This is a genomic window from Sulfurimonas sp. HSL3-2, assembly GCF_039645965.1.
Taxonomy (GTDB): Bacteria; Campylobacterota; Campylobacteria; order Campylobacterales; family Sulfurimonadaceae; genus Hydrocurvibacter; species Hydrocurvibacter mobilis.
This window is the reverse complement of sequence record NZ_CP147917.1, coordinates 805,074-826,322: the sequence shown is the minus strand read 5'-3', so window position 1 is coordinate 826,322 and position 21,249 is coordinate 805,074. Positions and strand designations below refer to the sequence as shown.

The 21,249-nt window shown below is 40.5% G+C and carries 24 protein-coding genes; 10 read left to right on the top strand and 14 right to left on the bottom strand.

Translation table 11 applies throughout. The features are described from left to right. Nucleotides 1-9: 9 nt before the first annotated feature. The 4 genes from WCX87_RS04215 to WCX87_RS04200 all read left to right on the top strand — a co-directional run bounded on the left by WCX87_RS04215 (nucleotide 10) and on the right by WCX87_RS04200 (nucleotide 3,327). Entirely contained in the window at nucleotides 10-309 is a 300-nt protein-coding gene (locus tag WCX87_RS04215; protein ID WP_345980796.1) for a sulfite:cytochrome C oxidoreductase subunit B, read from the top strand. A 117-nt stretch (nucleotides 310-426) separates the two neighbouring features. Beyond that, nucleotides 427-1,920 carry a response regulator gene (locus WCX87_RS04210; protein WP_345980795.1) on the top strand — a complete coding sequence of 498 codons (1,494 nt, stop codon included), beginning with the start codon at nucleotides 427-429 and terminating at the stop codon, nucleotides 1,918-1,920. 1 nt (nucleotide 1,921) lies between these two features. Next, nucleotides 1,922-2,680: an MBL fold metallo-hydrolase gene (locus tag WCX87_RS04205; protein WP_345980794.1), complete on the top strand. Its 759-nt coding sequence runs from the start codon at nucleotides 1,922-1,924 to the stop codon at nucleotides 2,678-2,680. Nucleotides 2,681-2,736: 56 nt separating this feature from the next. Beyond that, a complete protein-coding gene (locus WCX87_RS04200; protein WP_345980793.1) occupies nucleotides 2,737-3,327 on the top strand; it encodes a class II aldolase and adducin N-terminal domain-containing protein in 591 nt (196 codons plus the stop codon). On the opposite strand, the gene WCX87_RS04195 is transcribed toward WCX87_RS04200, so the two are convergent. Next, on the bottom strand, nucleotides 3,324-4,619 hold the full coding sequence (locus tag WCX87_RS04195) for an adenosylmethionine--8-amino-7-oxononanoate transaminase (RefSeq protein WP_345980792.1): 1,296 nt from the start codon (nucleotides 4,617-4,619) through the stop codon (nucleotides 3,324-3,326). The two genes, WCX87_RS04200 and WCX87_RS04195, sit on opposite strands and share 4 nt — an antisense overlap. A gap of 148 nt (nucleotides 4,620-4,767) precedes the next feature. On the opposite strand from WCX87_RS04195, the gene WCX87_RS04190 reads away from it, so the two are divergent. The 4 genes from WCX87_RS04190 to WCX87_RS04175 are packed head-to-tail and all read left to right on the top strand — an operon-like array spanning nucleotide 4,768 to nucleotide 9,043. Then, nucleotides 4,768-6,222: a SurA N-terminal domain-containing protein gene (locus tag WCX87_RS04190; RefSeq protein WP_345980791.1), complete on the top strand. Its 1,455-nt coding sequence runs from the start codon at nucleotides 4,768-4,770 to the stop codon at nucleotides 6,220-6,222. A gap of 1 nt (nucleotide 6,223) precedes the next feature. Continuing rightward, a complete protein-coding gene (gene ftsA, locus WCX87_RS04185; protein WP_345980790.1) occupies nucleotides 6,224-7,591 on the top strand; it encodes a cell division protein FtsA in 1,368 nt (455 codons plus the stop codon). Between the two features lie 27 nt (nucleotides 7,592-7,618). Further along, nucleotides 7,619-8,734, top strand: coding sequence for a cell division protein FtsZ (gene ftsZ / locus WCX87_RS04180; RefSeq protein WP_345980789.1), 1,116 nt, complete (start codon nucleotides 7,619-7,621; stop codon nucleotides 8,732-8,734). A 6-nt stretch (nucleotides 8,735-8,740) separates the two neighbouring features. After that, nucleotides 8,741-9,043 (top strand): J domain-containing protein, encoded by a 303-nt coding sequence (locus WCX87_RS04175; RefSeq protein WP_345980788.1) that lies wholly within the window; start codon nucleotides 8,741-8,743, stop codon nucleotides 9,041-9,043. Between the two features lie 7 nt (nucleotides 9,044-9,050). On the opposite strand, the gene WCX87_RS04170 is transcribed toward WCX87_RS04175, so the two are convergent. Genes WCX87_RS04170 through WCX87_RS04155 form a run of 4 tightly spaced genes read right to left on the bottom strand, consistent with a single transcriptional unit; the run spans nucleotide 9,051 to nucleotide 11,815 of the window. Continuing rightward, the gene (locus WCX87_RS04170) at nucleotides 9,051-9,530 is read right to left on the bottom strand and encodes a DUF4149 domain-containing protein (RefSeq protein ID WP_345980787.1); all 480 of its coding nucleotides are present in this window, start codon (nucleotides 9,528-9,530) and stop codon (nucleotides 9,051-9,053) included. Continuing rightward, nucleotides 9,523-10,362 (bottom strand): peptide chain release factor N(5)-glutamine methyltransferase, encoded by an 840-nt coding sequence (gene prmC / locus WCX87_RS04165; protein ID WP_345980786.1) that lies wholly within the window; start codon nucleotides 10,360-10,362, stop codon nucleotides 9,523-9,525. The genes WCX87_RS04170 and prmC overlap by 8 nt, the downstream gene beginning before the upstream one ends. Beyond that, nucleotides 10,344-11,594 (bottom strand): M48 family metallopeptidase, encoded by a 1,251-nt coding sequence (locus tag WCX87_RS04160; RefSeq protein WP_345981093.1) that lies wholly within the window; start codon nucleotides 11,592-11,594, stop codon nucleotides 10,344-10,346. Before WCX87_RS04160 ends, prmC begins: the two co-directional genes overlap by 19 nt. A gap of 29 nt (nucleotides 11,595-11,623) precedes the next feature. Then, on the bottom strand, nucleotides 11,624-11,815 hold the full coding sequence (locus WCX87_RS04155) for a hypothetical protein (RefSeq protein WP_345980785.1): 192 nt from the start codon (nucleotides 11,813-11,815) through the stop codon (nucleotides 11,624-11,626). A gap of 217 nt (nucleotides 11,816-12,032) precedes the next feature. Between WCX87_RS04155 and WCX87_RS04150 the strand changes: the two genes are divergently transcribed. Together WCX87_RS04150 and WCX87_RS04145 are read left to right on the top strand one after the other, a co-directional pair. Beyond that, complete coding sequence (locus WCX87_RS04150) at nucleotides 12,033-12,332, top strand: hypothetical protein (RefSeq protein ID WP_345980784.1); 300 nt, start codon at nucleotides 12,033-12,035, stop codon at nucleotides 12,330-12,332. A 53-nt stretch (nucleotides 12,333-12,385) separates the two neighbouring features. After that, on the top strand, nucleotides 12,386-14,323 hold the full coding sequence (locus WCX87_RS04145) for an ABC-F family ATP-binding cassette domain-containing protein (RefSeq protein WP_345980783.1): 1,938 nt from the start codon (nucleotides 12,386-12,388) through the stop codon (nucleotides 14,321-14,323). Here WCX87_RS04145 and WCX87_RS04140 read toward each other — a convergent pair. The 9 genes from WCX87_RS04140 to WCX87_RS04100 form a co-directional block, all read right to left on the bottom strand. Further along, on the bottom strand, nucleotides 14,320-14,517 hold the full coding sequence (locus WCX87_RS04140; RefSeq protein WP_345980782.1) for a hypothetical protein: 198 nt from the start codon (nucleotides 14,515-14,517) through the stop codon (nucleotides 14,320-14,322). The genes WCX87_RS04145 and WCX87_RS04140 overlap by 4 nt on opposite strands. A 2-nt stretch (nucleotides 14,518-14,519) precedes the next feature. After that, entirely contained in the window at nucleotides 14,520-14,810 is a 291-nt protein-coding gene (locus WCX87_RS04135) for a Dabb family protein (protein ID WP_345980781.1), read from the bottom strand. Nucleotides 14,811-14,822: 12 nt separating this feature from the next. Further along, nucleotides 14,823-16,178: a DASS family sodium-coupled anion symporter gene (locus WCX87_RS04130; protein ID WP_345980780.1), complete on the bottom strand. Its 1,356-nt coding sequence runs from the start codon at nucleotides 16,176-16,178 to the stop codon at nucleotides 14,823-14,825. A 74-nt stretch (nucleotides 16,179-16,252) separates the two neighbouring features. Continuing rightward, nucleotides 16,253-16,909, bottom strand: coding sequence for a hemolysin III family protein (locus tag WCX87_RS04125; RefSeq protein ID WP_345980779.1), 657 nt, complete (start codon nucleotides 16,907-16,909; stop codon nucleotides 16,253-16,255). Between the two features lie 47 nt (nucleotides 16,910-16,956). Next, nucleotides 16,957-17,535 (bottom strand): hypothetical protein, encoded by a 579-nt coding sequence (locus WCX87_RS04120; RefSeq protein WP_345980778.1) that lies wholly within the window; start codon nucleotides 17,533-17,535, stop codon nucleotides 16,957-16,959. 72 nt (nucleotides 17,536-17,607) lie between these two features. Continuing rightward, a complete protein-coding gene (locus tag WCX87_RS04115; protein WP_345980777.1) occupies nucleotides 17,608-18,051 on the bottom strand; it encodes a hypothetical protein in 444 nt (147 codons plus the stop codon). 53 nt (nucleotides 18,052-18,104) lie between these two features. Beyond that, complete coding sequence (locus tag WCX87_RS04110; RefSeq protein ID WP_345980775.1) at nucleotides 18,105-18,992, bottom strand: NAD(P)H-dependent glycerol-3-phosphate dehydrogenase; 888 nt, start codon at nucleotides 18,990-18,992, stop codon at nucleotides 18,105-18,107. Beyond that, nucleotides 18,964-19,686: an NAD-binding protein gene (locus WCX87_RS04105; protein WP_345980774.1), complete on the bottom strand. Its 723-nt coding sequence runs from the start codon at nucleotides 19,684-19,686 to the stop codon at nucleotides 18,964-18,966. Before WCX87_RS04105 ends, WCX87_RS04110 begins: the two co-directional genes overlap by 29 nt. Continuing rightward, on the bottom strand, nucleotides 19,683-21,248 hold the full coding sequence (locus WCX87_RS04100; RefSeq protein WP_345980773.1) for an ion transporter: 1,566 nt from the start codon (nucleotides 21,246-21,248) through the stop codon (nucleotides 19,683-19,685). The genes WCX87_RS04105 and WCX87_RS04100 overlap by 4 nt, the downstream gene beginning before the upstream one ends. Nucleotide 21,249: the final 1 nt, after the last annotated feature.

Sequence of the window (21,249 nt, the reverse complement as noted above, 5' to 3'; positions counted from 1 at the left end):
GGAGAATGGATGAAAAAATTATTATTAATACTAGCATTTTGTGCAGCAATGTTCGCACAGGTAAGTAAACCTGTCGAAGTTCCTTATATCTCTTATGAGATCAAGATGGGTAAAGGGTTTGACGAAGTAAACGCAAACTGCTTGATGTGTCACTCTTTTGGATATATTACAAACCAAGGTCCGCAGTCTCGCGCATTTTGGAAAGGTAAAGTAGACAAGATGATAACACACTTTAAAGCGCCTATCGCTGACAATGATGCAAAGATCATCGTAAACTACCTTGCTAAACACTACGGAAACGGTAAATAAGAAATCTTTATATCGGTTACATGTAAGTCTTTCTTACATGTAACTACTACGTAAACTCTCCTCTTTAATTTTCCTATAATAAATACTATTCTACAATCTCTCTCAACAGAGGTGATTATGATCGATCTAAAAAAGCTAAAGCTTAGAGGTACAGGGATATCTGTCTTATATGTTGAAGACGATCCTAAACTTCTCAACAACGGTTCTATTCTTTTTCGCAAGCTCTTTCGTGACGTATACGCTGCCGAAGATGGAGAAGCCGGTCTAGAACAGTTTAAAAAGCACAATCCGGACATTCTTATCACCGATATCAACATGCCTAAGATGAACGGTCTGGAGCTGAGCAAAGAGGTCAAAAAGATATCACCTCAAACAAAGATCATCATAATCTCCGCACATGATGAAAAAGAGATCCTCAAACACTACATCAACTTAAAGATATTCAGATTTATCAAAAAACCCATAAACGTATCGGAACTGCTCAATACACTTTCTCTTGCAATTAAAGAGATAAAAGATGAACAGAACAAACAGATATTTTCAACACAGCAGAACAAACTTCTAGACAATCAGAGCGTTATGGTCTTGATGCTCAATGAAGATACTCCCATCATGGCCAACAAAGTATTTTTAGATTTTTTCAATGTGAACACGATTGAAGAGTTTAATGATAAGTGCTCAGACTTCGGTGCTCTGTTTTTAAAACATGAGGGTTTTTTATACAATGATGCGAACATTAGCTGGAAGGAAAAGATTTACTCCAGCGAGCAAAACATATTTAATGTAGAGATGAAAGACAAAGATGAGAACATAAACCATTTTCTTCTAAAGTATAAGACCATACCCGATGACGATACTCACGTCATCATCTCGCTTGACAACATTACCCAGTTAAATCTTATGCACCTGTATAGCAAAGAGGTAGATACAAAGAAAGAGGAAGAGAGAGGGTATATGATCAACCTTCTGACCGTTCTTAAAGAAAATACCGCAAAACTTCAAATGCATAACTATTATAAAGGCCTAAGCATCACAAATCACGGGATCATCGTCGACATAGATGAAACACATATTGTCTTAAAGACAAATCAGATGCAGTTAAAAGCGATACAAAATGAGAAAAGAGTAGTTATCGTCTCGGAGACACTGCCGCACTCTATCATCTGTGAGAACATCGCGAAGATAGAGTTCACAAACCAATTAGCAGAGTTTAGAAGCTTCTACTTTATAGAAACATCGCCTATCACCAGAAAGAATGTCCGTGTCAGACCTGATGATAACTACAGTGTCACATTGTCGGTAAACGACCATAATTACGGCGGTGATATCTCGATCAAAGATATCTCCGTGGATGCCGTTAAACTCAAACTCGATGCTCTGCCTGCGGGAATACATAAAGAAGGGAGTGAAATATATATCGAGATCATACTCAATTACGATACGGAACCTGTAGCGATCGGATCGAAGGGCAGATATTTAAGAGAAGATGAATATGATGATAGTTATAGTATAGTTTTTATGATGGATTTTGGATTTGACCAAAAGAGTGCACTCATAAAATATATAGCAAAGCGGCAGATGGCTTTAATTCGGGAATTTAAAGGATTGTAAAATGGCAAACAAAGAGAAGGTCTTATTTGACAACGGTGTTCATAAATTTATTATGTTTAGTTTTGACGATGAATCTCAGGAAGACTCATATCTGTCTGTAAACCAGTATCTGATAGTACAAAAAAATACGGGTGTCCTGATAGATCCGGGAAGCGAAGCGATCTTTGACGAACTCAGCGAAGCCGTAAGCAAGTATGTTCCGCTTGAAAATATCAAGTTCATCTTTCTCTCACATCAAGATCCCGACGTATCAGGTTCGATCACACAGTGGAGTGTAAGTACCTCTGCAAAGTTCATCATCTCAGCCCTTTGGGTCAGATTTATGAGCCACTACGGTTTTTTAGATATGAGCAGGATCATGCCGCTTGCCGATCATGGTGCAAAAATAAACTTCGGTGACAACTATCTTCAGTTTGTCCCTGCACACTTTCTGCATTCACCGGGGAACTTCTCGATGTACGACTCAGCATCGAAGATACTCTTTTCAGGGGATATCGGTGCGGCTATCGTCAATATGGACGATGACTATAAACATGTCCAAAACTTCGATGAGCATAAAGTGTATCTAGAGGGCTTTCATAAAAGATATATGGGTTCAAACAAGCTTTGCCGCGCATGGGTAAATCATGTTGAAAAACTTGATGTCGAGATCATAGCACCGCAGCACGGACTTCTTTTTGAAGGTGAAAATGTCCGACTTTTCCTTGACTGGCTTAAAGAGTTAGAGTGCGGCAGTGATAATATTGATGCACTTTACTGATAATTTTTTTTACAGATCGAGTATCTAAAACATAAGTTTTTAGATACAATTATCTTATGAATAAGCAACTAGTACAATCTCAGATCAAAACATTTTCTCTTTCCATGTTCAGGAAAGATTTCTTCGGGATCTATCACGGTTCCATATCAGCTAAAACAGACTCAAATCAGTTTATTATCAATACGGATGATGCGATCTTCGACTCGCTGGATGAAAAGACTCTTATAGAGCTTAACTTCAAAAAAGACTATAGATGGAAACAAGCGAGTCTGGATGCGGATATCCACAAAAATATCTATTCGCAGATAAGCGATGCAAAATTCATAACATTTACGATGCCTCCGTTTACGACGGCGTATTCACTTGACCATAACATCATCATCCCAAAAGACTACTTCGGATATATGGAGATCGGACGTTTAGATATCGTAAATCCTCAGCAGTTTGAAGACTGGTATGACAGAGCAGAGAGTGAGATAACAAAGTATCTAAAGACTAACGATACGGATATCATGGTCATCCGCGGTTACGGCATCTATGCCTATAACAGAGATATCCATCTGATGGCAAAGAAGCTTGCCATCTTGGAAAAAAGCTGCAGACTCCTTATGCTCGAGCGCGATAAGAAATCGATCACGTTTGATTAGAGTCGTGAGACCGCCTCGTAAGCCACATCGAACATCTTGTCTATCTCTTCGTGTGTTATAATATACGGAGGCATAAAGTAGATAGTCGAGCCTAACGGACGAAGCAGAACTCCGTTATCCAGACCGTGCTGATACACCTTTAGCCCTATTCTCTGCTGCGGCGTAAAGCCTTTAAGATCAAATGCGCATATCATCCCCGTCTGTCTTATGTTTTCCACGATCTCAAGTTCACTGAACTTCTGCAGTTTCTCATACATGTAAGCAGCCGTCTTTTTGTTATTTTCTATAACGTCGTCTTTTTCAAAAATATCCAAGGTCGCATTGGCCGCGGCACATGCAAGAGCATTTCCTGTATAACTGTGTGAGTGCAAAAATGCTTTGTACTCACTATAGTCGCAGTAAAAAACATTATAGATATCATCAGTCGTAAGCACGACAGAAAGCGGCAGGTATCCGCCTGTAAGTCCTTTTGAAAGGACTATGAAATCGGGACTGATCCCCGCTTGTTCACACGCGAACATCGATCCTGTACGACCAAAGCCGACCATCACTTCATCGGCTATAAGATGGATACCGTACTTCTTACATGTAAAACTTACATGTAACAAAAAGTCGGGATGATACATGTGCATTGAACCCGCTCCTTGAACCAAAGGTTCGACGATAAGCGCTGAGATCTCTCCCGCTCTTCTTTCACACAACTCTTCGAACTTTTCGGCAGCTTTAAGCGCAGCCTGTTTACTTTGATCTTTGGGTACTTCTGTCTGGATCGAACTGATCAAAAGCGGTTCATAGGTCTCTTTGTAAAGTTCGACATCACCCACCGAAAGAGCACCGATAGTCTCTCCGTGGTAGCTGTTTTTCAGTGAAACGAAAAGTGTTCTCTCTCTGCCGCTGTTTTTATGTGCGTGATAACTCATCTTGAGTGCGACCTCTATGGCACTTGATCCGTTGTCTGCATAAAAACATCTGTTAAGCCCCTTAGGGGTCAGGTCGACCAGCCTTTTTGAAAGCCTAATGATAGGTTCATGCGTAAAGCCTGCCAAGATGACATGTTCCAGATTGTCAAGCTGCTCTTTTATCTTGGAATTTATATACTCGTTTGTATGTCCGAACAGGTTTACCCACCAGCTGCTTATCGCATCGATGTAACTGTTTCCTTCAAAATCTTCCAGATAGACTCCATGAGCTTTTTTTACCGGGATTATCGGCAAAAACTCATGATCTTTCATCTGTGTACACGGATGCCAGATATGTTCTAAGTCTTGATTCGATAATTGTAAATTGTTCATAATCCTCTTCCTTTGGCAAAATAATACCAAAACTATATAAAATCAAAATATTGTCCAATATTGCAATCCTTTTTTATACAGCTTTAATACGAAATATCATAGAATAACTAAATTTTCTATATAAGGTTTATTATTTATGATTTCATGGATGCAGAGACACCGCAAATGGCTAGTTATAACAATTTGGATTTCTACGATCGCATTTATCGGTGCCGGTTTTGTAGGTTGGGGACAGTACAATTACGGGAAGAAAGCAAGCGCAGTCGCAAAGGTCGGTGATGTCGAGATCAGCTACCGTGAACTTCAGCAAGAATATGGCCGTATGTACTCATATTTCAACAGAATGTTTCAGGGAAAATTCGATGAGGCTCAGGCAAAAAGCTTCGGTCTTCAAAAACAGGCTCTGAACCAGCTGATCAATCAGGCTCTTATACTCAATCTATCAAACAGCTATAACCTGAGAGTCAGTGACGAAGAGGTGTTAAACGTCATCAAGGCTGAAAAAGCATTTGAGACAAACGGTGCTTTTGACAAGGACCTTTACAAGACTATACTTTCAAGAAACAATCTTTCTACAAAAGAGTATGAAAGCGATCTTAGAAAACAGATCCTGATCTCAAAAACATTAAGCATGTTAAGCATCAAGCCAACTGCACTTGAAGAGCAGTCTCTTCTTACAATGTTTAATATCGCAGACAAGATAAACTATAAAGTACTTGATATGTCTATGATAAAAGTAGATATGTCGGACGAAAAACTAAAAGCATACTGGGAAGGCGTAAAATCTAATTTTATGACTGAACCGAGTTTTGATGTTTCATACATAATCCAAGCACCTGTAAGCAAAGAGTACACGGACGGTGAACTTACAGAGTACTACAACGCTCACAAGTCGGCATTCACAAGCATAACTTGGAATGAGAAGATCCCTGATTCTGCAAGAAAACTTATAACAAAGATGCTAAACGACGAAGAGACGAAAAAAGAGTCTTTAAGAACTTTCGTAGCATATAAAAAAGGTGAACTGGATAAAAACATTGCAGTTAAAAATGTTTCTCTAAGCAGCAGCAAGAACATCTTCGATGCAGACATATTAAAAGAGGTCTCTGAACTAACAGATGCAAAACCATACCTTAAACCTAGAGTCATAAATGACCAATACGTTATTATCAAACTTGATAAAATGAATCCTTCAGTCCCAAAAACATTTGAAGAAGCCAAAGCTCAAGTCGCTGCAATGTACGCTTCACAAGCAAAAGAGAACCAGTTACAACAACTTGCTCAATCATCACTTGCTACATTTAATGGGAAAAATACCGATTTTATAACAGCAAAAGATGTGACAAAAGTTGCCGGTCTTACTGAACAAGAGGGTTCTGAGTTCCTAAGCCAGCTTTTTCAAAATAACAAAAAACGCGGTTTTGTTACTCTAAGTAATAAAAAGATAGTCTTATTTAATATTTTGGAACAAAAGTTGCTCGATAATTCAAAAGAAAATGTTGATTCTGTTATAGTTAAGCTAAGAACTGATTTGTTAAATCAAAACCTGCTTAAAGTGTTGAAAAAGCGTTTTAAAACTGAAATATTTGTAGAAGGACTGTAAGTTGAACAAAACTGTTTTAGCCATAGATATTGGATCAACTAAAGTTAGCGCAGTTATCGCAGACATAAACGAGCATGGCCATATACAGATCACAGGTTCAGGAAAAGCTAAAGCTCAAGGTCTAAAAAAAGGCAGCATCACTAACATAGAGTTAGCATCAAAATCGATAAGAAATGCTCTTGCGGATGCAAAACGTGTTGCCGGTACAGACATTAAAAGTGCTATAGTCTCTATTTCTGGCGCTTACACGAAAAGTCTAAACTCTAGCGGTATCGTAAACATCCCTCATAAAGAGATCAGCGTTAAAGAGATAAACCGCGTTATGCATACATCTCTATATAATGCGAATATCCCAAATGAGTATGAAGTACTTCACGCACTTCCGTACAATTTTAAAGTGGATGAGCAGGACTTCATCGAAGACCCTCTTGGCATGAACGCTTCAAGACTAGAGGTCGAGACTCACATCATCACTACACAAAAATCAAACCTTCATAACCTTAAAAAAGCGGTAAAAGCTGCAGGTGTCGAAGTCGAGAACGTCATCCTTTCAGGATACGCTTCTGCTATCGCCGTATTGAACCATGATGAAAAAGAGTTAGGCGTCGCTGTTATCGACATGGGCGGAAACACTTGTAACATCGTTGTACATTCCGGTAATTCTATCAGATACAACGACTTCTTAGGTGTAGGTTCCAACCATATAACGAACGATCTTTCTATGGCTCTGCATACTCCGTTAAACGTTGCTGAAAAAGTCAAGATGAACTACGGTTCACTTAACACACCGAGCAATGACCTGATAGAGCTGCCGATCATCGGCGATGAAAATTCGACACATGAAGTATCGTTAGAGGTCGTTCATAACGTCATCTATGCAAGAGTCGAAGAGACACTTATGATAGTAGCGCAGTCGTTGGAAAAAAGCGGACTAAAAGAGCATCTTGGTGCGGGAGTCGTACTGACAGGCGGATTTAGCAATATGGACGGTATCAGAGAGTTGGCTGTCGCAATATTTGACAATATGCCTGTGCGTCTTGCTCAAGCACCTGAGATGGATGGTCTTTATGATGACGTCAGAGGACCTGAGTACTCAGCTGCTCTTGGTCTTATCAAATACGCTGCAAACAACTACTCTGCTTATGAGATAGATGTCAACAAGCGTATGAGACATCACGGCGAATCACCGGTCCAAGACAGTGCAGTCGATTTTAGTACGGATGAGGATACAGCTGAAGACTCCATTCCAGTAGCGCCGGAGAACGACATAAAGTCAAAACTGGCAAAACTGCCGAATGAAAAAGAGAGAAAAAGAGACGAAGCAAGCGTAGTTTCAAAATTTTGGAATTGGGCTACCCAATTATTTTAAGCAAGTTAAATCAAAGGAGTGTGTAAGATGGATCCATTTTCAGTAGAAGAAGCAAGAGCGACAAGCGGTGCTCGTATAGTTGCAGTCGGTGTCGGCGGCGGCGGTGGTAATATGATCGGTCATATGCTTCGCGAAGGCGTTAGCGGGATCGATATGATAGTTGTAAATACAGATGCTCAAGTTCTTGATGAGTCGACTGCATCTACAAGAATCCAGATCGGTACAAAACTTACTAAAGGTCTTGGTGCAGGTATGAAACCGGAGATCGGTAAAGAATCTGCATTAGAGAGCTATGATGAGATACGTACTGCACTTGAAGGCGCAGATATCGTTTTCGTTGCAGCAGGTCTAGGCGGAGGAACAGGTACTGGTGCTGCTCCTGTTGTCGCACAGATCGCAAAAGAGGTAGGTGCTTTAACTATCTCTATCGTTACAAAACCGTTTTTATTCGAAGGAAGAAAACGTCTTAAACTTGCAGAAAGCGGACTTGAAGAGCTTAAACAAGAGAGTGATTCGATCGTCGTTATTCCAAATGACAAGCTCTTATCTATCATCGATCGTAAACTAGGGATGAAAGAAAGTTTCAAGATCGTCGATTCTGTCTTGGCACAAGCTGTCAGCGGAACATCTGGTGTTATCCTTTCAAGCGGCGATAATGATATCAACCTTGACTTTGCCGACTTACAAACTGTTATGAGTCATCGCGGTATGGCACTTATGGGTGTGGGTGAGCATCAAGGTGAAAATGCTGCTTATGAAGCTATCAAAGCAGCTATCGAGTCTCCTTTACTAGACAATATGTCTATCAACGGAGCAATGGGTGTGTTAGTACACTTTAACATGCACCCGAACTTCCCGATGATGGAACTTGCCAACTCTATGGAAGTCGTACATGAAAGTGCACATGAAGATGCAGAAGTTATCTTCGGTACATCTACTGATGAGACTCTTCCGGAAGATTTTGTACGTATCACTTTAGTTGCGACAGGATTTGAAAAAGGTATCAACACAAATAACAGTGATTTTGAACCTGAAGTAAAAGCTCCTCCAAGAGCAGTTGTTCGTCCAAGACTTGTTGTGGGCGGCGATGTAGGTGATGATTATCTTGAAGTACCTACATATATGAGAAGACAACAAGACTGATCCACTTTGTCCTCCTTTGAAAAACTTATCAAGGCCAAAACACTCCTTGGCCTTGGCGAAAAAGCCTCACTTATAGAAATAAAAAACAGATACAGAACATTAATGAAAAAATGGCATCCCGATAAACACAAGGATGACATCGATACTGCTACAAAGATGAGCTCACAGATAAATGAAGCTTACGAGACTGTGCTTACATACTGCAATAATTATGATTATCCGTTTGATGAAGAGAGTCTGAAAAAGACAAGCCTCTCACCGCAAGAGTGGTGGGAAGAAAAGTTCGGAACGAAGAAAGATACGATCTAGTTTACTACTAACTGCGTCTTAAAAGCATAAGACGTCTTACAAATAAAACGATCAAAGCGATAGCAAGTATCTTGAAGTCCAACTCGCTTGCTATATGAAGATTGTCAAAAGTGTCACTCGTTGTCGCTTCTCTGCCCATAGCCTGAAGTTCAAGTATCTTTGGAACATACACACCGCTAAACAACAATGCTGTCGTCACGACAAGAAATGCCGAGTAAAACAGTGTCTTATCTCTTTGTCCCATCTTGTACATAACAGCTTCATAAAGAGCCACACAAAAGCTGAGAAAATATATAAAATAGCTAAATCTCAAAAAGATCTCACTCATAATAACGCCTGAGTTATAATGGTCTATCAAAAGATCTACGGTGAGCCTATCCGTATGGAAGATCACGGGAGCGACTATGACGCCTAAAACCATAACAGCGCCGAATGATGCCGCAAGCAAAATCAAATAACTAAAATCTACATATATTCTTTTATTCATCTCTCGCCTTTAATAATGTAAAACCTCTGTCAAAACCGCTCAGGTCTTTGTAAAAGTCTATGTTTGGACAACTCTTATCAGATAAAAAGTTTACTATTTTATCTCTTTGATCATAACCCATCTCACAACTGAACCAATTAATATCTCTGTTTAAAAACTCTATAAGAAGTTCTCTTATGATCTCGTCGCCGATCTCTCCGCCAAATAAGGCGTTTTGCGGTTCATAGGAAAGATTTGACTCCAAAGGTGCGTCATCGGCTATATATGGAGGGTTTGAGACAAGAAAATCGATCTTCTCATCTACAGGTTCCAGTAAAGAACCGTGTCTTAGTTCTATCCTCTCTTGAAGTCCGAACCTTTTGATGTTCTCTCTTGCGATCTTTATAGCAGCCTCTGAAATATCTACGGCGATAAACTTCGCATTTGGCAGATGTTGTGCCAAGACGATGGAGATGATCCCGCTGCCTACTCCCACCTCAGCAAAAGTCATTACGGCATCTCTGTCGTCTATGCGCTTTAGAACCTCGTCTATAAGCAGTTCCGTCTCAGGTCTTGGGATAAGTGCCCCGTAATCTATAAAGAACTCCTGCGAGTAAAAACTAACACTGTTTGTAATGTATTCAAGAGGCTCGTTTTTTGAACGTCTTTTTGCCTTTTCGATGATCTCATCGGCATTTGTAATGATCTCGTCTTTATGCATCATAAGCCACAGTTCATCACGTTGTAACGAATGCATAAGTATCAGTTGCGCTTCTCTCGCGGCTCTTTCTATCTTGCCGTTTAAGATCTCGACTAACTCTTTTTGTAATTCTTCTAGTCTATATTCGGGCATGTTCCCTCTAAAGCTGTTGTATCATTGACCGCTATATCTACACCCAATGCCTTTAATCTTTCGATAACAGGCGGATGCGTATAGTGAAAAAATATGTAAACGGGATGTGAAAGCGGAAAACTTTTGTTTTCGGTCACAAGCTTTTTCAGTGCATTTGCCAGTTCTATCTCGCCGCTTGCTCCGCCGAGCTCTGCTCCCATCTTATCCGCTTCATACTCATTGTGTCTGCTGACGATTCCCATGATAGGCATCATAATAAACCCTAAAACAGGCATAAATATCAAAAACAGGATCATAACGATGTACGGCGACGGGGAAAGACCCATCTCAAGATATAAACTCTCCGGCAGGTTTCCAAAAACAGCGAACATCGCAAACAGCATACCGCCTACCAGTGCTATATTCTTGTAGATATCGCCGTGCGCAAAGTGCCCAAGCTCATGTCCTAAAACGGCAAGCAGCTCTTTTGACTCCAGTTTTTCTAAAAGCGTGTCAAAAAGTACTACTCTTTTTGTCTTTCCAAGACCGCCGAAATACGCGTTTAGTCTTGCATCGCGTTTACTCGCATCGCTTATAAACACGCCGCTGCTCACAAAGCCTGTCTTATCCATCAACTCCTGGATATCACGAGCCAGTTTCTCATCCTCTAGAGGAGTAAGTTTGTCAAAGAACATCGCTCTGACGGTAGGAAAAAACATATTTATCAGGATGATGACACCGAAGATAAATACAAAACTCCATAACCACCAGAGTTCAAAAGTCGTCATGATAAGATAAACGCCCCAAATGACAAGTCCGCCGAAAACGATGCTCAGTACCAATGTCACAAACGTATCTTTTACAAACTGTCCTACGGTCGATTTATTAAATCCAAATTTCTCATCTAAAGTAAACTTCTCATAAACAGAAAACGGCAGCGATATCACTGAGTTGATCAAAATAAAACCGAGTACTACCGCGACACTTTTTAATGCATCATTTTCTAAAAAAATATAATCACTTAAGTATGTTATACCAAAACCTATCCACGCAAGTACTGCCATATAGTCGACTATCGTTCTTGCCATAGAGAGGCGCTCTTTTGCAATGCTATAGTTAGCTGCTTTTATATACTCGTCACACTCCATCAATACGGGAGCTTTTCTTTTTGCCTGCGATATATACCCTATTTGCATCACACTCACATAGAGGTTTGCCAGTACATAAAAAGAATATATCACTATCATTGTCATCAACATCTGTTTATAAAACCTTTATGAGTTTATTTTACGGGTATAGTGCCTATATTTTTTTCAACGTGAATTGAATCTGTAACATTAGAAAAATAGTTATAGCTTACTACATAAACGACACCGATTATGAGTCCCGCTAGGATGACTGCCCACACAACCCTTTTTTTCTGGCCTTTAAGCGTGTTGTAATCGGTAATATCTTCTAAATTTGGTTCTGACATATCAATCCTTTCATTTTAATACTGTAATCATACCTAAAATAGAGAATCTCTCTCTTAAACCTTTTAGACACCATGACGACTTAAGTCTATTTTTTTATTTGTTTTTACGTCAGTTAACATTCTTTTAATAATCTAATGATAAAATCTTTTAACTTTAATAGATGCAAGGGCAAATACTTGATGAAATATACAGATTTGAAGATATTGGATTCTGAATATGGAAGATGATTTTTTAGAACTGATAGAACCGACACCGAAGATCGAAAAGAAAAAATGCAGAGTGCTGGTTTTTATCATCTCCTTTTTTCTAAAGTTCACTACCGTCATCGCCGCACTCATTGCTTGGTATCTTTATGATTACTTCATAGCAGGTGCCACACTTCTTATCACTTTTTTGATCGTAGGCATCATCCGCTCAAAACTTAGAAACGAGGTCATCCCTTTAAATCAGCAGGAGTTCCATTACACGGACAAAGCGATCGCGACATGGTACGTTGCAAAACGTATCTGTTTTTAATCCACAATCTAGTAAAATACGGTTTTTATAAACCTTACATGTAAAGACAGATAATGGCACTTATAGACCTACTAAATATTTCAAAACATTATGAAGCTCAAAAGATCTTAGAAAATATAAACTTTCACGTCGATGAGGGTGAGCGCATCGTCATCATCGGAAAAAACGGCAGCGGGAAATCGACTCTTATGAAGATAGTCGACGGTTCTCTCGATGCAGATGCAGGAGAGCGCATCACCCGTCAAGACCTTGAAGTAAAGATGCTCTCACAGCGTCCTGAGTTCAAAGAGGGGCAAAGTGTAAGGGAAGCTGTAAAAGACGGCTTGAAAGAGCTTATAGATGCTAAAATAAGATATGACGAGCTTTCCATTTTACTTGCCGATGATTTTGAGAACAGAAACCTTTTAGACGAGCATTCAAAACTCGGACATTATCTAGACCACCACAGTGCCTGGAGTCTCGATGATAAGATAGAAAGGATCATAGAGCATTTCAAGCTCAAAGAGTATGAGGACAAACCCGTACTTCTTCTAAGCGGTGGAGAGCAAAGACGTGTCGCCCTCGCCTCTTTACTTCTTCAAAAACCTGATGTACTGCTTCTTGACGAGCCTACCAACCACCTTGACGTCTACATGGTCGAGTTTTTAGAGGAACTGCTCTTAAAAGAGAAGTTCACGCTTGTCTTTATCTCTCACGATAGGTATTTCATAGACAGGGTCGCGACAAAAAGCATTGAGGTCGAAGACTGTAAACTGCGTGAGTTCAAAGGCGGATACAGCGACTATCTGACACAAAAAGAGGAGATCCTTCGCACACTTCAAAAACAGCATGAGAACCTTTTAAGACTCGTAAAGTCAGAAAACGAGTGGTATAGCAGAGGGGTTCGTGCAAGGCTCAAACGTAACGAGGGAAGAAAAGCCCGTCTTATGGAACTTCGTGAAGATGCAAAGACAAACCCTGCCAAGATCCGCAAGATGAGCGTAGAGCTTGAACGTGAAGCAAAAAACTTCAACCGTGACAAAAGCGTCAACAGACAGAAGATGCTTTTTGAGGTAGAGAACCTCAGTATCACTCTCGGGACTAAAAAACTGATAGACGACTTCAGTACGCGTATCCTGCAAAAAGACGTCATCGCCATAGTCGGACCAAACGGAAGCGGAAAATCGACTCTTCTTAAAGCACTTTTGGGACGTATCAAGCCGACAAGCGGCGTCATAAACCGCGGTGACTTTACCATCGGGTACTTCGACCAGCACAGAGAGATGCTTGATGACAGTAAAGACCTCATAGAGACGTTTTGTCCAAACGGCGGAGACAGAGTCGATGTACAGGGCAAGAACATGCACGTTTACGGCTACCTGAAGAACTTCCTTTTCCCGAGAGAGTTTTTGGATAAAAAAGTGGGAGTACTCAGCGGCGGGGAAAAAAACCGTGTCGCTCTTGCACTTTTATTTACTAAAAAAGTGGATATCCTCATCCTCGATGAGCCGACAAACGACCTCGATATCCCGACTATTAACATCTTGGAAGAGAAACTCGTCAGCTTTCCGGGTGCGGTCATCATCGTCAGCCACGACAGATACTTTGTCGACAAGATCGCTAAAAAGCTTTTTATCTTTAAAGGCGATGCAAAGATAGAGGAGAGCTATCAGCAGTACTCAGAGTATCTGGAGTTGGAGCGTGAACTTCAAGAGCTTTCAGAGATGGAAAAAGAGAGCGTCAAAGAGAAACCTGTAGAACGTGTCAAACAAAAGACGCTGAAACTGACATACAAAGAGAAGATCGCGCTTGAAAAGCTCCCATCCGAGATAGATGAGCTCGAAGCACAGATAGATGAGAAGAAAAACTGTCTGGCAGACCCTAAATGCTATGAGAAGATAGGCATCACGGTCTTAGCAGACGAGCTTGCAAAACTCGAAGAGCTTTATGAACAGAAAGTAGAAGAGCTGCTGAGCATAGAGGAGAAAGTCGAAGAGATAGAGAACTCTTAGTTACTTCTAGCCAAGGCGCTGAAGTCTATCTCCTCTTTTTCATCCTCTTTACGTTTTTTATCCTCTTCATAACTTCCCGTAGTAAAGACCACATCCGCACCTTTGTTTAAAGTACATCCTTTGATCCCAGGGACACACGGGACGTTTAAAAGTTTGCAGTGTCCTTTGAGATCATGCTGACATGTCCATCCCATGTTTACTTCTCGTAATCTACCACTTTTGTAGTCTCGACTACTTCTTTTATGAACGAAAGCACCTCTAGATGTGCAGGATGTGTCGCATACACGCTGAGTCCGTGTTTTGTATCGAACGTCGAGTAAAGACTCATATCATAAGCACGTTCACTGCCGTTAAAGTCAACTCCCACTTCCATTGTGTTTAGTTCCTCTATCTTTGATGGCAGGCTCTCTAACATCTCTTTTATCTTTAAGATGTTTTGCTCTTTATCATGCTCTTTAAATTTAAACATCACTATATGAACGATCATTTATTTTCCTTTTTATAATACATTTTTCCAAAAAAATTCGGCTATTAAAACGACTAAAATTATACCTACAATATTTAAAACTAAGCCATATTTCATCATCGTTTTTACATGAACGACTCCGCTGCTCATCGCGATGGCGTTTGGAGGGGTGGCGATAGGCAGCATAAAAGCGTATGAGGCGCAGATGGTCGCTATCATCATAAACAGTGTCGTGTTTATGCCCGCCTTTTGTGCAACTGCATAGATCACCGGCAGCATTATGGAGATAAGCGCCGTGTTCGAGGTGATCTCCGTCGTAAAAGTTATCATCACCGCGACAAAGAGTATCAGCAGCATCGGAGAGAGCGTCGTGACCTGCAGGATGTAACCTGCAAGTTCGTTTGCCAGACCTATCTTTGAGAACGCATCGGCTATGGAAAAGCCCGCACCAAAGAGAAACATGATCCTGTAGGGGATATGCTCCTTGTCCTGCATCCAGTTGAGTATGTCAAAAGGAGCGACAAACAGAAGAAGCCCCGCGGCCAAAAGCATAGCACTCTCGTTAAATCCCAAACCGTTCCAGTAGGGTCTGATGGGAGCGTTTAAAAGTAGCAGTGCCATCAACCCGAGCAGAATGAAAACGACTTTCTTCTGATCCTTGGTAAGTGACAGCTTCTGCGCATCTCTTTGCAGCTTTATGTTTTTGACACCGATGCTCAGCAAAGATCCGACAACGGCTATCATAGCAAGTGAAAGAGGTGCGACCATCCATATCCATTTAAAAAACGGTATCAGCGCTAAAGAGTGTTCCTGCATGATGCCAAGCAGTATGAGGTTCGGCGGTGTGCCGATGGGGGTCATGATGCCGCCCACACTCGCACCGTAAGCGATGGCAAGCGCAAAGCGCATCTTCAGTCTTGCATCCTCCGTCAGATAGATAGCGATGGGGATGAGCAGAAGCGTGGTCGTCGTGTTTGAAAGGATGGAGCTTAAAAGTGCGGATGTCACTATCAAAGAGAAGATGATCCCTCGAGCCGTCTTTGGGAAAAAGGAGAGTATCTTCTCAGCCAAGTAACGATGAAGCCCCGTCTTCTCAACGGCAATAGCAAGTAAGAAACCGCCTAAAAAGAGGTATATGATGGGATTTGAGTAGTTTATGGATGTCTCTTTTGTCGAGAGTATTCCAAAAGCGGGAAAAAGCACGATGGGCATCAAAGACACTACTGCTAGTGGAAGCCCCTCGTTCGTCCACAAGACGACTAAAAAAGCGATGATACCAAGTAAAGAGCTCTGTGCAATGCTGAAAAAAGAGAATGAGAGAAAGTAGATGACAACGCCCACTAAAACCGCTGTCGATATCTTTTTTACCTGTATAAACTGCTCACTCAAAATAATAGACCTTTATGTTTTAAACTATTTTAACATAATTTAGTGAGTGTGGCGAGTCTTGCTGCTTACGAACCTCAGAGGGCATACCAGAGAACCGCGAAGTAGTGACATGCGGTTCCGGCCATAACAAAAAGATGCCAGATCAAATGTCCATAGCGCAACTTGTGGTCTGTTAAAAAGAACACCACGCCAAGAGTGTAGAACAAGCCTCCGGTAACAAGCAAGACTATACCCTCTATGGGCATCTTGACAAACAAAGGATAAGCCGCGACGATCATAAGCCAACCCATCAGAAGGTAGAGGATCATAGAGATAACGGGATGGGGTTTTCTTTCAAAGACTTTCAGCGCGACCCCGACGACCACAAGACCCCAGACAACACCAAAAATACTCCAGCCCCACCCTCCTTTTAATACACCAAGTGTAAAAGGTGTGTATGTGCCTGCAATAAGAAAGAATATAGCGGAGTTCTCGATGATCCTAAAGAGGTCTTTTGCCTTTCCCACAACAAGTCCATGGTAGATAGCAGAGGAGAGATAAAGCAGTATCGCAGTCGCAGAAAAGATACTGGTACCGACGATCTGTCCGACATCTCCCTGCTTCACTGCATTTATGATGAGAAAAGGCGTCCCGACCAGCATCGCGATGAATGCTACGGTGTGGCTAATGCTGTTTGCGAGTTCTTCACCTCGTGTTTGTTCGCGTAAGGAGTCTTGGATATGTTCACTCATATTAGTTTCTCAAAATAGAAAACCTTCATGTAAAAATATTAGATTCATTAATATCCATAAAGGCTTGAATCTAATTTCCTTGGACTTACTAATGCTTCAAATTGTTTTTCGTATATTTTATCTCTATAGTATATGCATCTTAGAACATGTGATTCATATTCAGAATCATATTTTTTCGAAATAGGAAATCTTGTTTTTCCAATTGCTCTAAGTCTTTTTCTCAATTCATTTCGTACAATTGAATCATAAATAAATACAGACTTTGGGGCATGAAAATGTAGATACTTAGATGCTAAAGAACGCTTTTCTAGTCCAGTAATTTTCTTAAATAATTGCATCAAATAATCATGAGTGCCAAGAAGGACTTCAATATTATTTTGATCAATTCTTCCTATTTTATTGAGGTTTTCAATTTCTTGATCTAGCTTCGATTCTTTTAGAATTTCAGCTACATCTTCAATATTAAATTCTTCTCCAGCTTTTCGTTCTATTGAAGCTGCATATGCTCTACCAATAATCCAAAGTTTAGAACGAATTGTATCAATATCATTATGTAAAGGTCTTTCTTCACACATTTTATAAAGGACTTGATTTCCATATCCAGAATAATCATCTACATATTCCATTTAAATGTCCTTTATTATTATGATATGTAACTCATAGCTTGTGATTAATTTTCAATAATTTCTTTGGTATAATTATATGATTTTTCCATTCTTTTTTTGTAAATACCATATTCCAGCTATTAAAATCAATCCACCAATAGTTGTTAGAACTTGAGTGCTTATAGAATGTCCATGGGTAACTTGATTTACAAAAGATTCACAATTATTAGAAATCAAATTATATTTTTTCTTCGTTTTTGAATATATTACATTAAGTGCATCTTGCGCTACTTCTAGATTAGTCTTATTACCATCATTTACTTGGACTTTGATATCTCCATTTTTTGAATATCGGCTTTTAAAATCATCTAATGTAACTAATTGATAGCCTGTATGCATATTTTCTGCAATATATATCAAATCATCATCAAGATTTTTTCCAATAATTACTGCATGATGCTTTGGACCGATATGTCCTAATTCCCATATCGCACCAATTAATCTACAGCCAGTTAAATCAATTTGTTCAAAATTCATCTGTATCCCTTTTTTTGTCTCCAAAATCTCATTTAATATTTAAACGAAAAGACCTACTGCGTAAGCAGGTCTTTCAGACTCTCTTTTGGGTCTTTGCCTTCGAGTATCTTGTAGACTTCCGTAGCTATCGGGAGATAGATCTTCTTCTCCTCGGCTATTACATGTAAGGCGTAAGCCGTTCCGATGCCCTCTGCTACTTCGCCTAGCTCTTGGACTATCTGCTCTTTAGATTTTCCGGCAGCCAGACCGTGGCCTACCCTGAAGTTTCTTGACATCGTGGATGATGCTGTGAGGAAAAGGTCTCCCGCACCGCTTAGACCTATGAAACTCTCATCTTTTGCACCGTAGCAGTGGCCGAACCTCTGCATCTCGACAAGTCCGCGCGCTATGAGTGAAGCTGCTGCATTCTTTCCAAGATCAAACCCGTCACAGATACCTGCAGCGATGGCGATAACATTTTTATATGCCCCCGCTATCTCTGCACCTATGACATCCGTTGATGTGTATGTCTTCATAAAAGAGGGGAAAAACGATGCGAATTTAGCGCTCAGCTCCTCATTTTTCGAGTTTACCACAACAGCTGTGGGAAGTGACTTCATCACCTCTGTGGCAAAAGACGGACCCGATAGAAAGCAGATGTTCGACTCAGGGACATACTTGGAATATATCTCGTTTAAAAACCTTCCTGTGCTTGCTTCTATCCCTTTTGCGGCCACCATTATCTTATGATTCTTGAAATTGTAGTTATGTTCAAGCCATTTGGATACTTCCTGCGCAGGTATAGCGATGACAAGATACTCGATCTTCAGTATCTCCTCTAGAGAGACAAAGTTTTTCATATCTCTGGGTGTTCTTGAGGTTATATAGACCTCATTTTTCTCAGACAGTGCATAGGCTAGAGCCGTTCCCCACTTACCAGCTCCAATCACGCCAATTAACATTGTTTCTCCTTCCTATTGTTTTTTCAAATTCTGTAATATCGTTTTCATAACCTACGATGACTAAAACATCATCCTCTTTCATAGCCTCGCGGTTTGCCTTTTTTGTATAGATAAAAGAGGTGTCGAGGTTCTCTCTGATGATAGCGACCACAAGCAGTCCGTACCTGTTTTTCCAATCGATGCTCTCTACACTTTTTCCGATCACCTCGGAATCTTTCTCGATCGTGACCTGCGCTATCTTTAGTTCATCGTCAGAGTAAAGGATGTTGTTGAGTATCTCTGTCACAAAAGGACGTTCGATCATCTCCGTGATGATGTTCACCGTCGTCTGAGTGATAGGGATTATCTTGTTCGCACCCGCCATTTTAAGCTTTCTGCCGCTTTCCTGATCCGAAGAGAGCGCTATGATGATCAGGTTTTCATAGACAGCTCTTAAAGAGATGGTCAAAAAGATGTTTTCCGCCGTGTCCTCAAGCGCACAGAAGACGATGAGTTCATCTATATCGTACTCTCCCTGCAGGTTTAACCAGTCGTCTTCTATACTGAACTTCGAGACTTTAAAGTTATTGTCTTGAAGCAGTCTCAACTCCTTGTCTTCGAGTACAAAAAGAGCAATATCGCTGTATTTTGTCTTTAGACTGTTTGCAATCTCTAGTGCAAACTCATTGTATCCGAATATGACGGCTGATCTCATCTGGCACTCTTTTTATGGAGATGTTTTTTGAACTCGTCGATAAACACATAATCGCCCACGACGATAAGCATATCACCTGTTTCAAGCAGTGTAGAGTCTATGGGATTGAACAAGAAGTGCTGCTGTGCACTTTTATATATGCCCAGAAGTAAAAGCTTAAACCTGCTGCTTTCTATATCTGCGATGGTACCGTTGTATTTGATCATGACGTCGTCTACAAGTACTTCCGATATCTGTATACCGTTCGTCTCGGATCTCAGTGCATGGATCAGTTCGAATGCGACAGGCTGACCTATGTACTCTTTTGCTATCATCCCTATGAACTCTTGAGAGAAAATGATATTTGAAACGCCTGCGAGTTCAAGTTTCTTTCTATTTTTCTTGTTTTGTAAAATAGAGATGATCTCGACCTGCTTGCTTATCGACCTTACCGTGAGTATCGTATATATGTTTTCGACATCGCTGTCATCCAGACACAGTATGCATTTGACTTGAGTGTTGATGTTGAGTTTCAGGTCTTCATATGTACTGAGCAGTCCGGAGTCGTGGTCAAAAGCTATAAAACCGTCATGTACAGCTTCTTCTACACGTTTTTTATCTGTATCTAAAACGACGATGTTCACACCGTCCTTTTTAAGTTTCAGAGCCACTTGACGCCCGATCTCTTTATATCCGCAGATCAGATATATCTTTTTGAGCTTTGCGATATCTTCGATGTTTTTTATCTCTTTGATCTCTTCGATCTTCTCGGTAAATGCAGAAACGACTAAAGATGTCGTAAACGCCATAACCGCGATCCCAGATACGATGACGATGACTGCTACGATGCGACCCGGCTCGCTCACCGCTACAACGTCACCGTATCCGACTGTCGATATCGTCACTACAGACCAGTAAAAGGCATCAAAAAGTGTCTTTATCGGTGAGTCGGGAAGATGGGCTTCCATGACATAGACAAGGACAGAAGAGACGAATACGATAATAGACGTAAAGATAAGAAGCGTTAAAAACTCGAACTTCTTCGATAAAAGTACAGAAGCAAAAGTCTTGACGCTTCTTGTGTATCTAAAGAGTTTAAATATCCTAAAAAGGATGAAGATACGAAGAAGTCTCAGCTCATGGAAGAACGGCACGATAGCCAAAAGGTCGATGATGGCACTGACAGAGCGGATATGCTCGAACTTAGATGCTACGACCTTATACAGAGCACGTCCTAGGCGAAAGTCGCGTGAAAGCGCCGTGTCTTTCTCATACTGACTTATGATGATGGAGGTCGAGCTGTCATACACCCATAAACGAAGCAGATACTCCGTCAAGAACACTAATGAGATAACATAGTCGTTAAACATCTTAAAGTAGATATTTACGTCGTTCTTTACCTCTCTGATAAGGATAAAGACACTTGTAAATATGAGGACGATCATAAAGATATCGACATATTTTTTATATCGATATTGATCGTTTTCTAAAAAGTTATAAAAAAAGCGTTTTGAATGTTCATACTTCTTGGAACCGTTTATTGCAAAAACAGCTCCAATGATCAAACGCTTTGCTAAATTCATA

Excerpts from the sequence above, each read along its gene's own strand:
- WCX87_RS04115 (WP_345980777.1), bottom strand. The coding sequence starts at position 18,051 with ATGAATTTTGAACAAATTGATTTAACTGGCTGTAGATTAATTGGTGCG.
- prmC (WP_345980786.1), bottom strand. The coding sequence starts at position 10,362 with ATGCCCGAATATAGACTAGAAGAATTACAAAAAGAGTTAGTCGAGATC.
- WCX87_RS04105 (WP_345980774.1), bottom strand. The coding sequence starts at position 19,686 with ATGAGATCAGCCGTCATATTCGGATACAATGAGTTTGCACTAGAGATT.
- WCX87_RS04145 (WP_345980783.1), top strand. The coding sequence starts at position 12,386 with ATGGCACTTATAGACCTACTAAATATTTCAAAACATTATGAAGCTCAA.
- WCX87_RS04125 (WP_345980779.1), bottom strand. The coding sequence starts at position 16,909 with ATGAGTGAACATATCCAAGACTCCTTACGCGAACAAACACGAGGTGAA.
- WCX87_RS04210 (WP_345980795.1), top strand. The coding sequence starts at position 427 with ATGATCGATCTAAAAAAGCTAAAGCTTAGAGGTACAGGGATATCTGTC.
- WCX87_RS04205 (WP_345980794.1), top strand. The coding sequence starts at position 1,922 with ATGGCAAACAAAGAGAAGGTCTTATTTGACAACGGTGTTCATAAATTT.
- WCX87_RS04215 (WP_345980796.1), top strand. The coding sequence starts at position 10 with ATGAAAAAATTATTATTAATACTAGCATTTTGTGCAGCAATGTTCGCA.
- ftsZ (WP_345980789.1), top strand. The coding sequence starts at position 7,619 with ATGGATCCATTTTCAGTAGAAGAAGCAAGAGCGACAAGCGGTGCTCGT.
- WCX87_RS04110 (WP_345980775.1), bottom strand. The coding sequence starts at position 18,992 with ATGTTAATTGGCGTGATTGGAGCTGGTAAGTGGGGAACGGCTCTAGCC.
- WCX87_RS04195 (WP_345980792.1), bottom strand. The coding sequence starts at position 4,619 with ATGAACAATTTACAATTATCGAATCAAGACTTAGAACATATCTGGCAT.
- WCX87_RS04135 (WP_345980781.1), bottom strand. The coding sequence starts at position 14,810 with ATGATCGTTCATATAGTGATGTTTAAATTTAAAGAGCATGATAAAGAG.
- WCX87_RS04100 (WP_345980773.1), bottom strand. The coding sequence starts at position 21,248 with ATGAATTTAGCAAAGCGTTTGATCATTGGAGCTGTTTTTGCAATAAAC.
- WCX87_RS04120 (WP_345980778.1), bottom strand. The coding sequence starts at position 17,535 with ATGGAATATGTAGATGATTATTCTGGATATGGAAATCAAGTCCTTTAT.
- WCX87_RS04140 (WP_345980782.1), bottom strand. The coding sequence starts at position 14,517 with ATGGGATGGACATGTCAGCATGATCTCAAAGGACACTGCAAACTTTTA.
- WCX87_RS04155 (WP_345980785.1), bottom strand. The coding sequence starts at position 11,815 with ATGTCAGAACCAAATTTAGAAGATATTACCGATTACAACACGCTTAAA.
- WCX87_RS04170 (WP_345980787.1), bottom strand. The coding sequence starts at position 9,530 with ATGAATAAAAGAATATATGTAGATTTTAGTTATTTGATTTTGCTTGCG.
- WCX87_RS04160 (WP_345981093.1), bottom strand. The coding sequence starts at position 11,594 with ATGACAATGATAGTGATATATTCTTTTTATGTACTGGCAAACCTCTAT.
- WCX87_RS04200 (WP_345980793.1), top strand. The coding sequence starts at position 2,737 with ATGAATAAGCAACTAGTACAATCTCAGATCAAAACATTTTCTCTTTCC.
- WCX87_RS04190 (WP_345980791.1), top strand. The coding sequence starts at position 4,768 with ATGCAGAGACACCGCAAATGGCTAGTTATAACAATTTGGATTTCTACG.
- WCX87_RS04150 (WP_345980784.1), top strand. The coding sequence starts at position 12,033 with ATGGAAGATGATTTTTTAGAACTGATAGAACCGACACCGAAGATCGAA.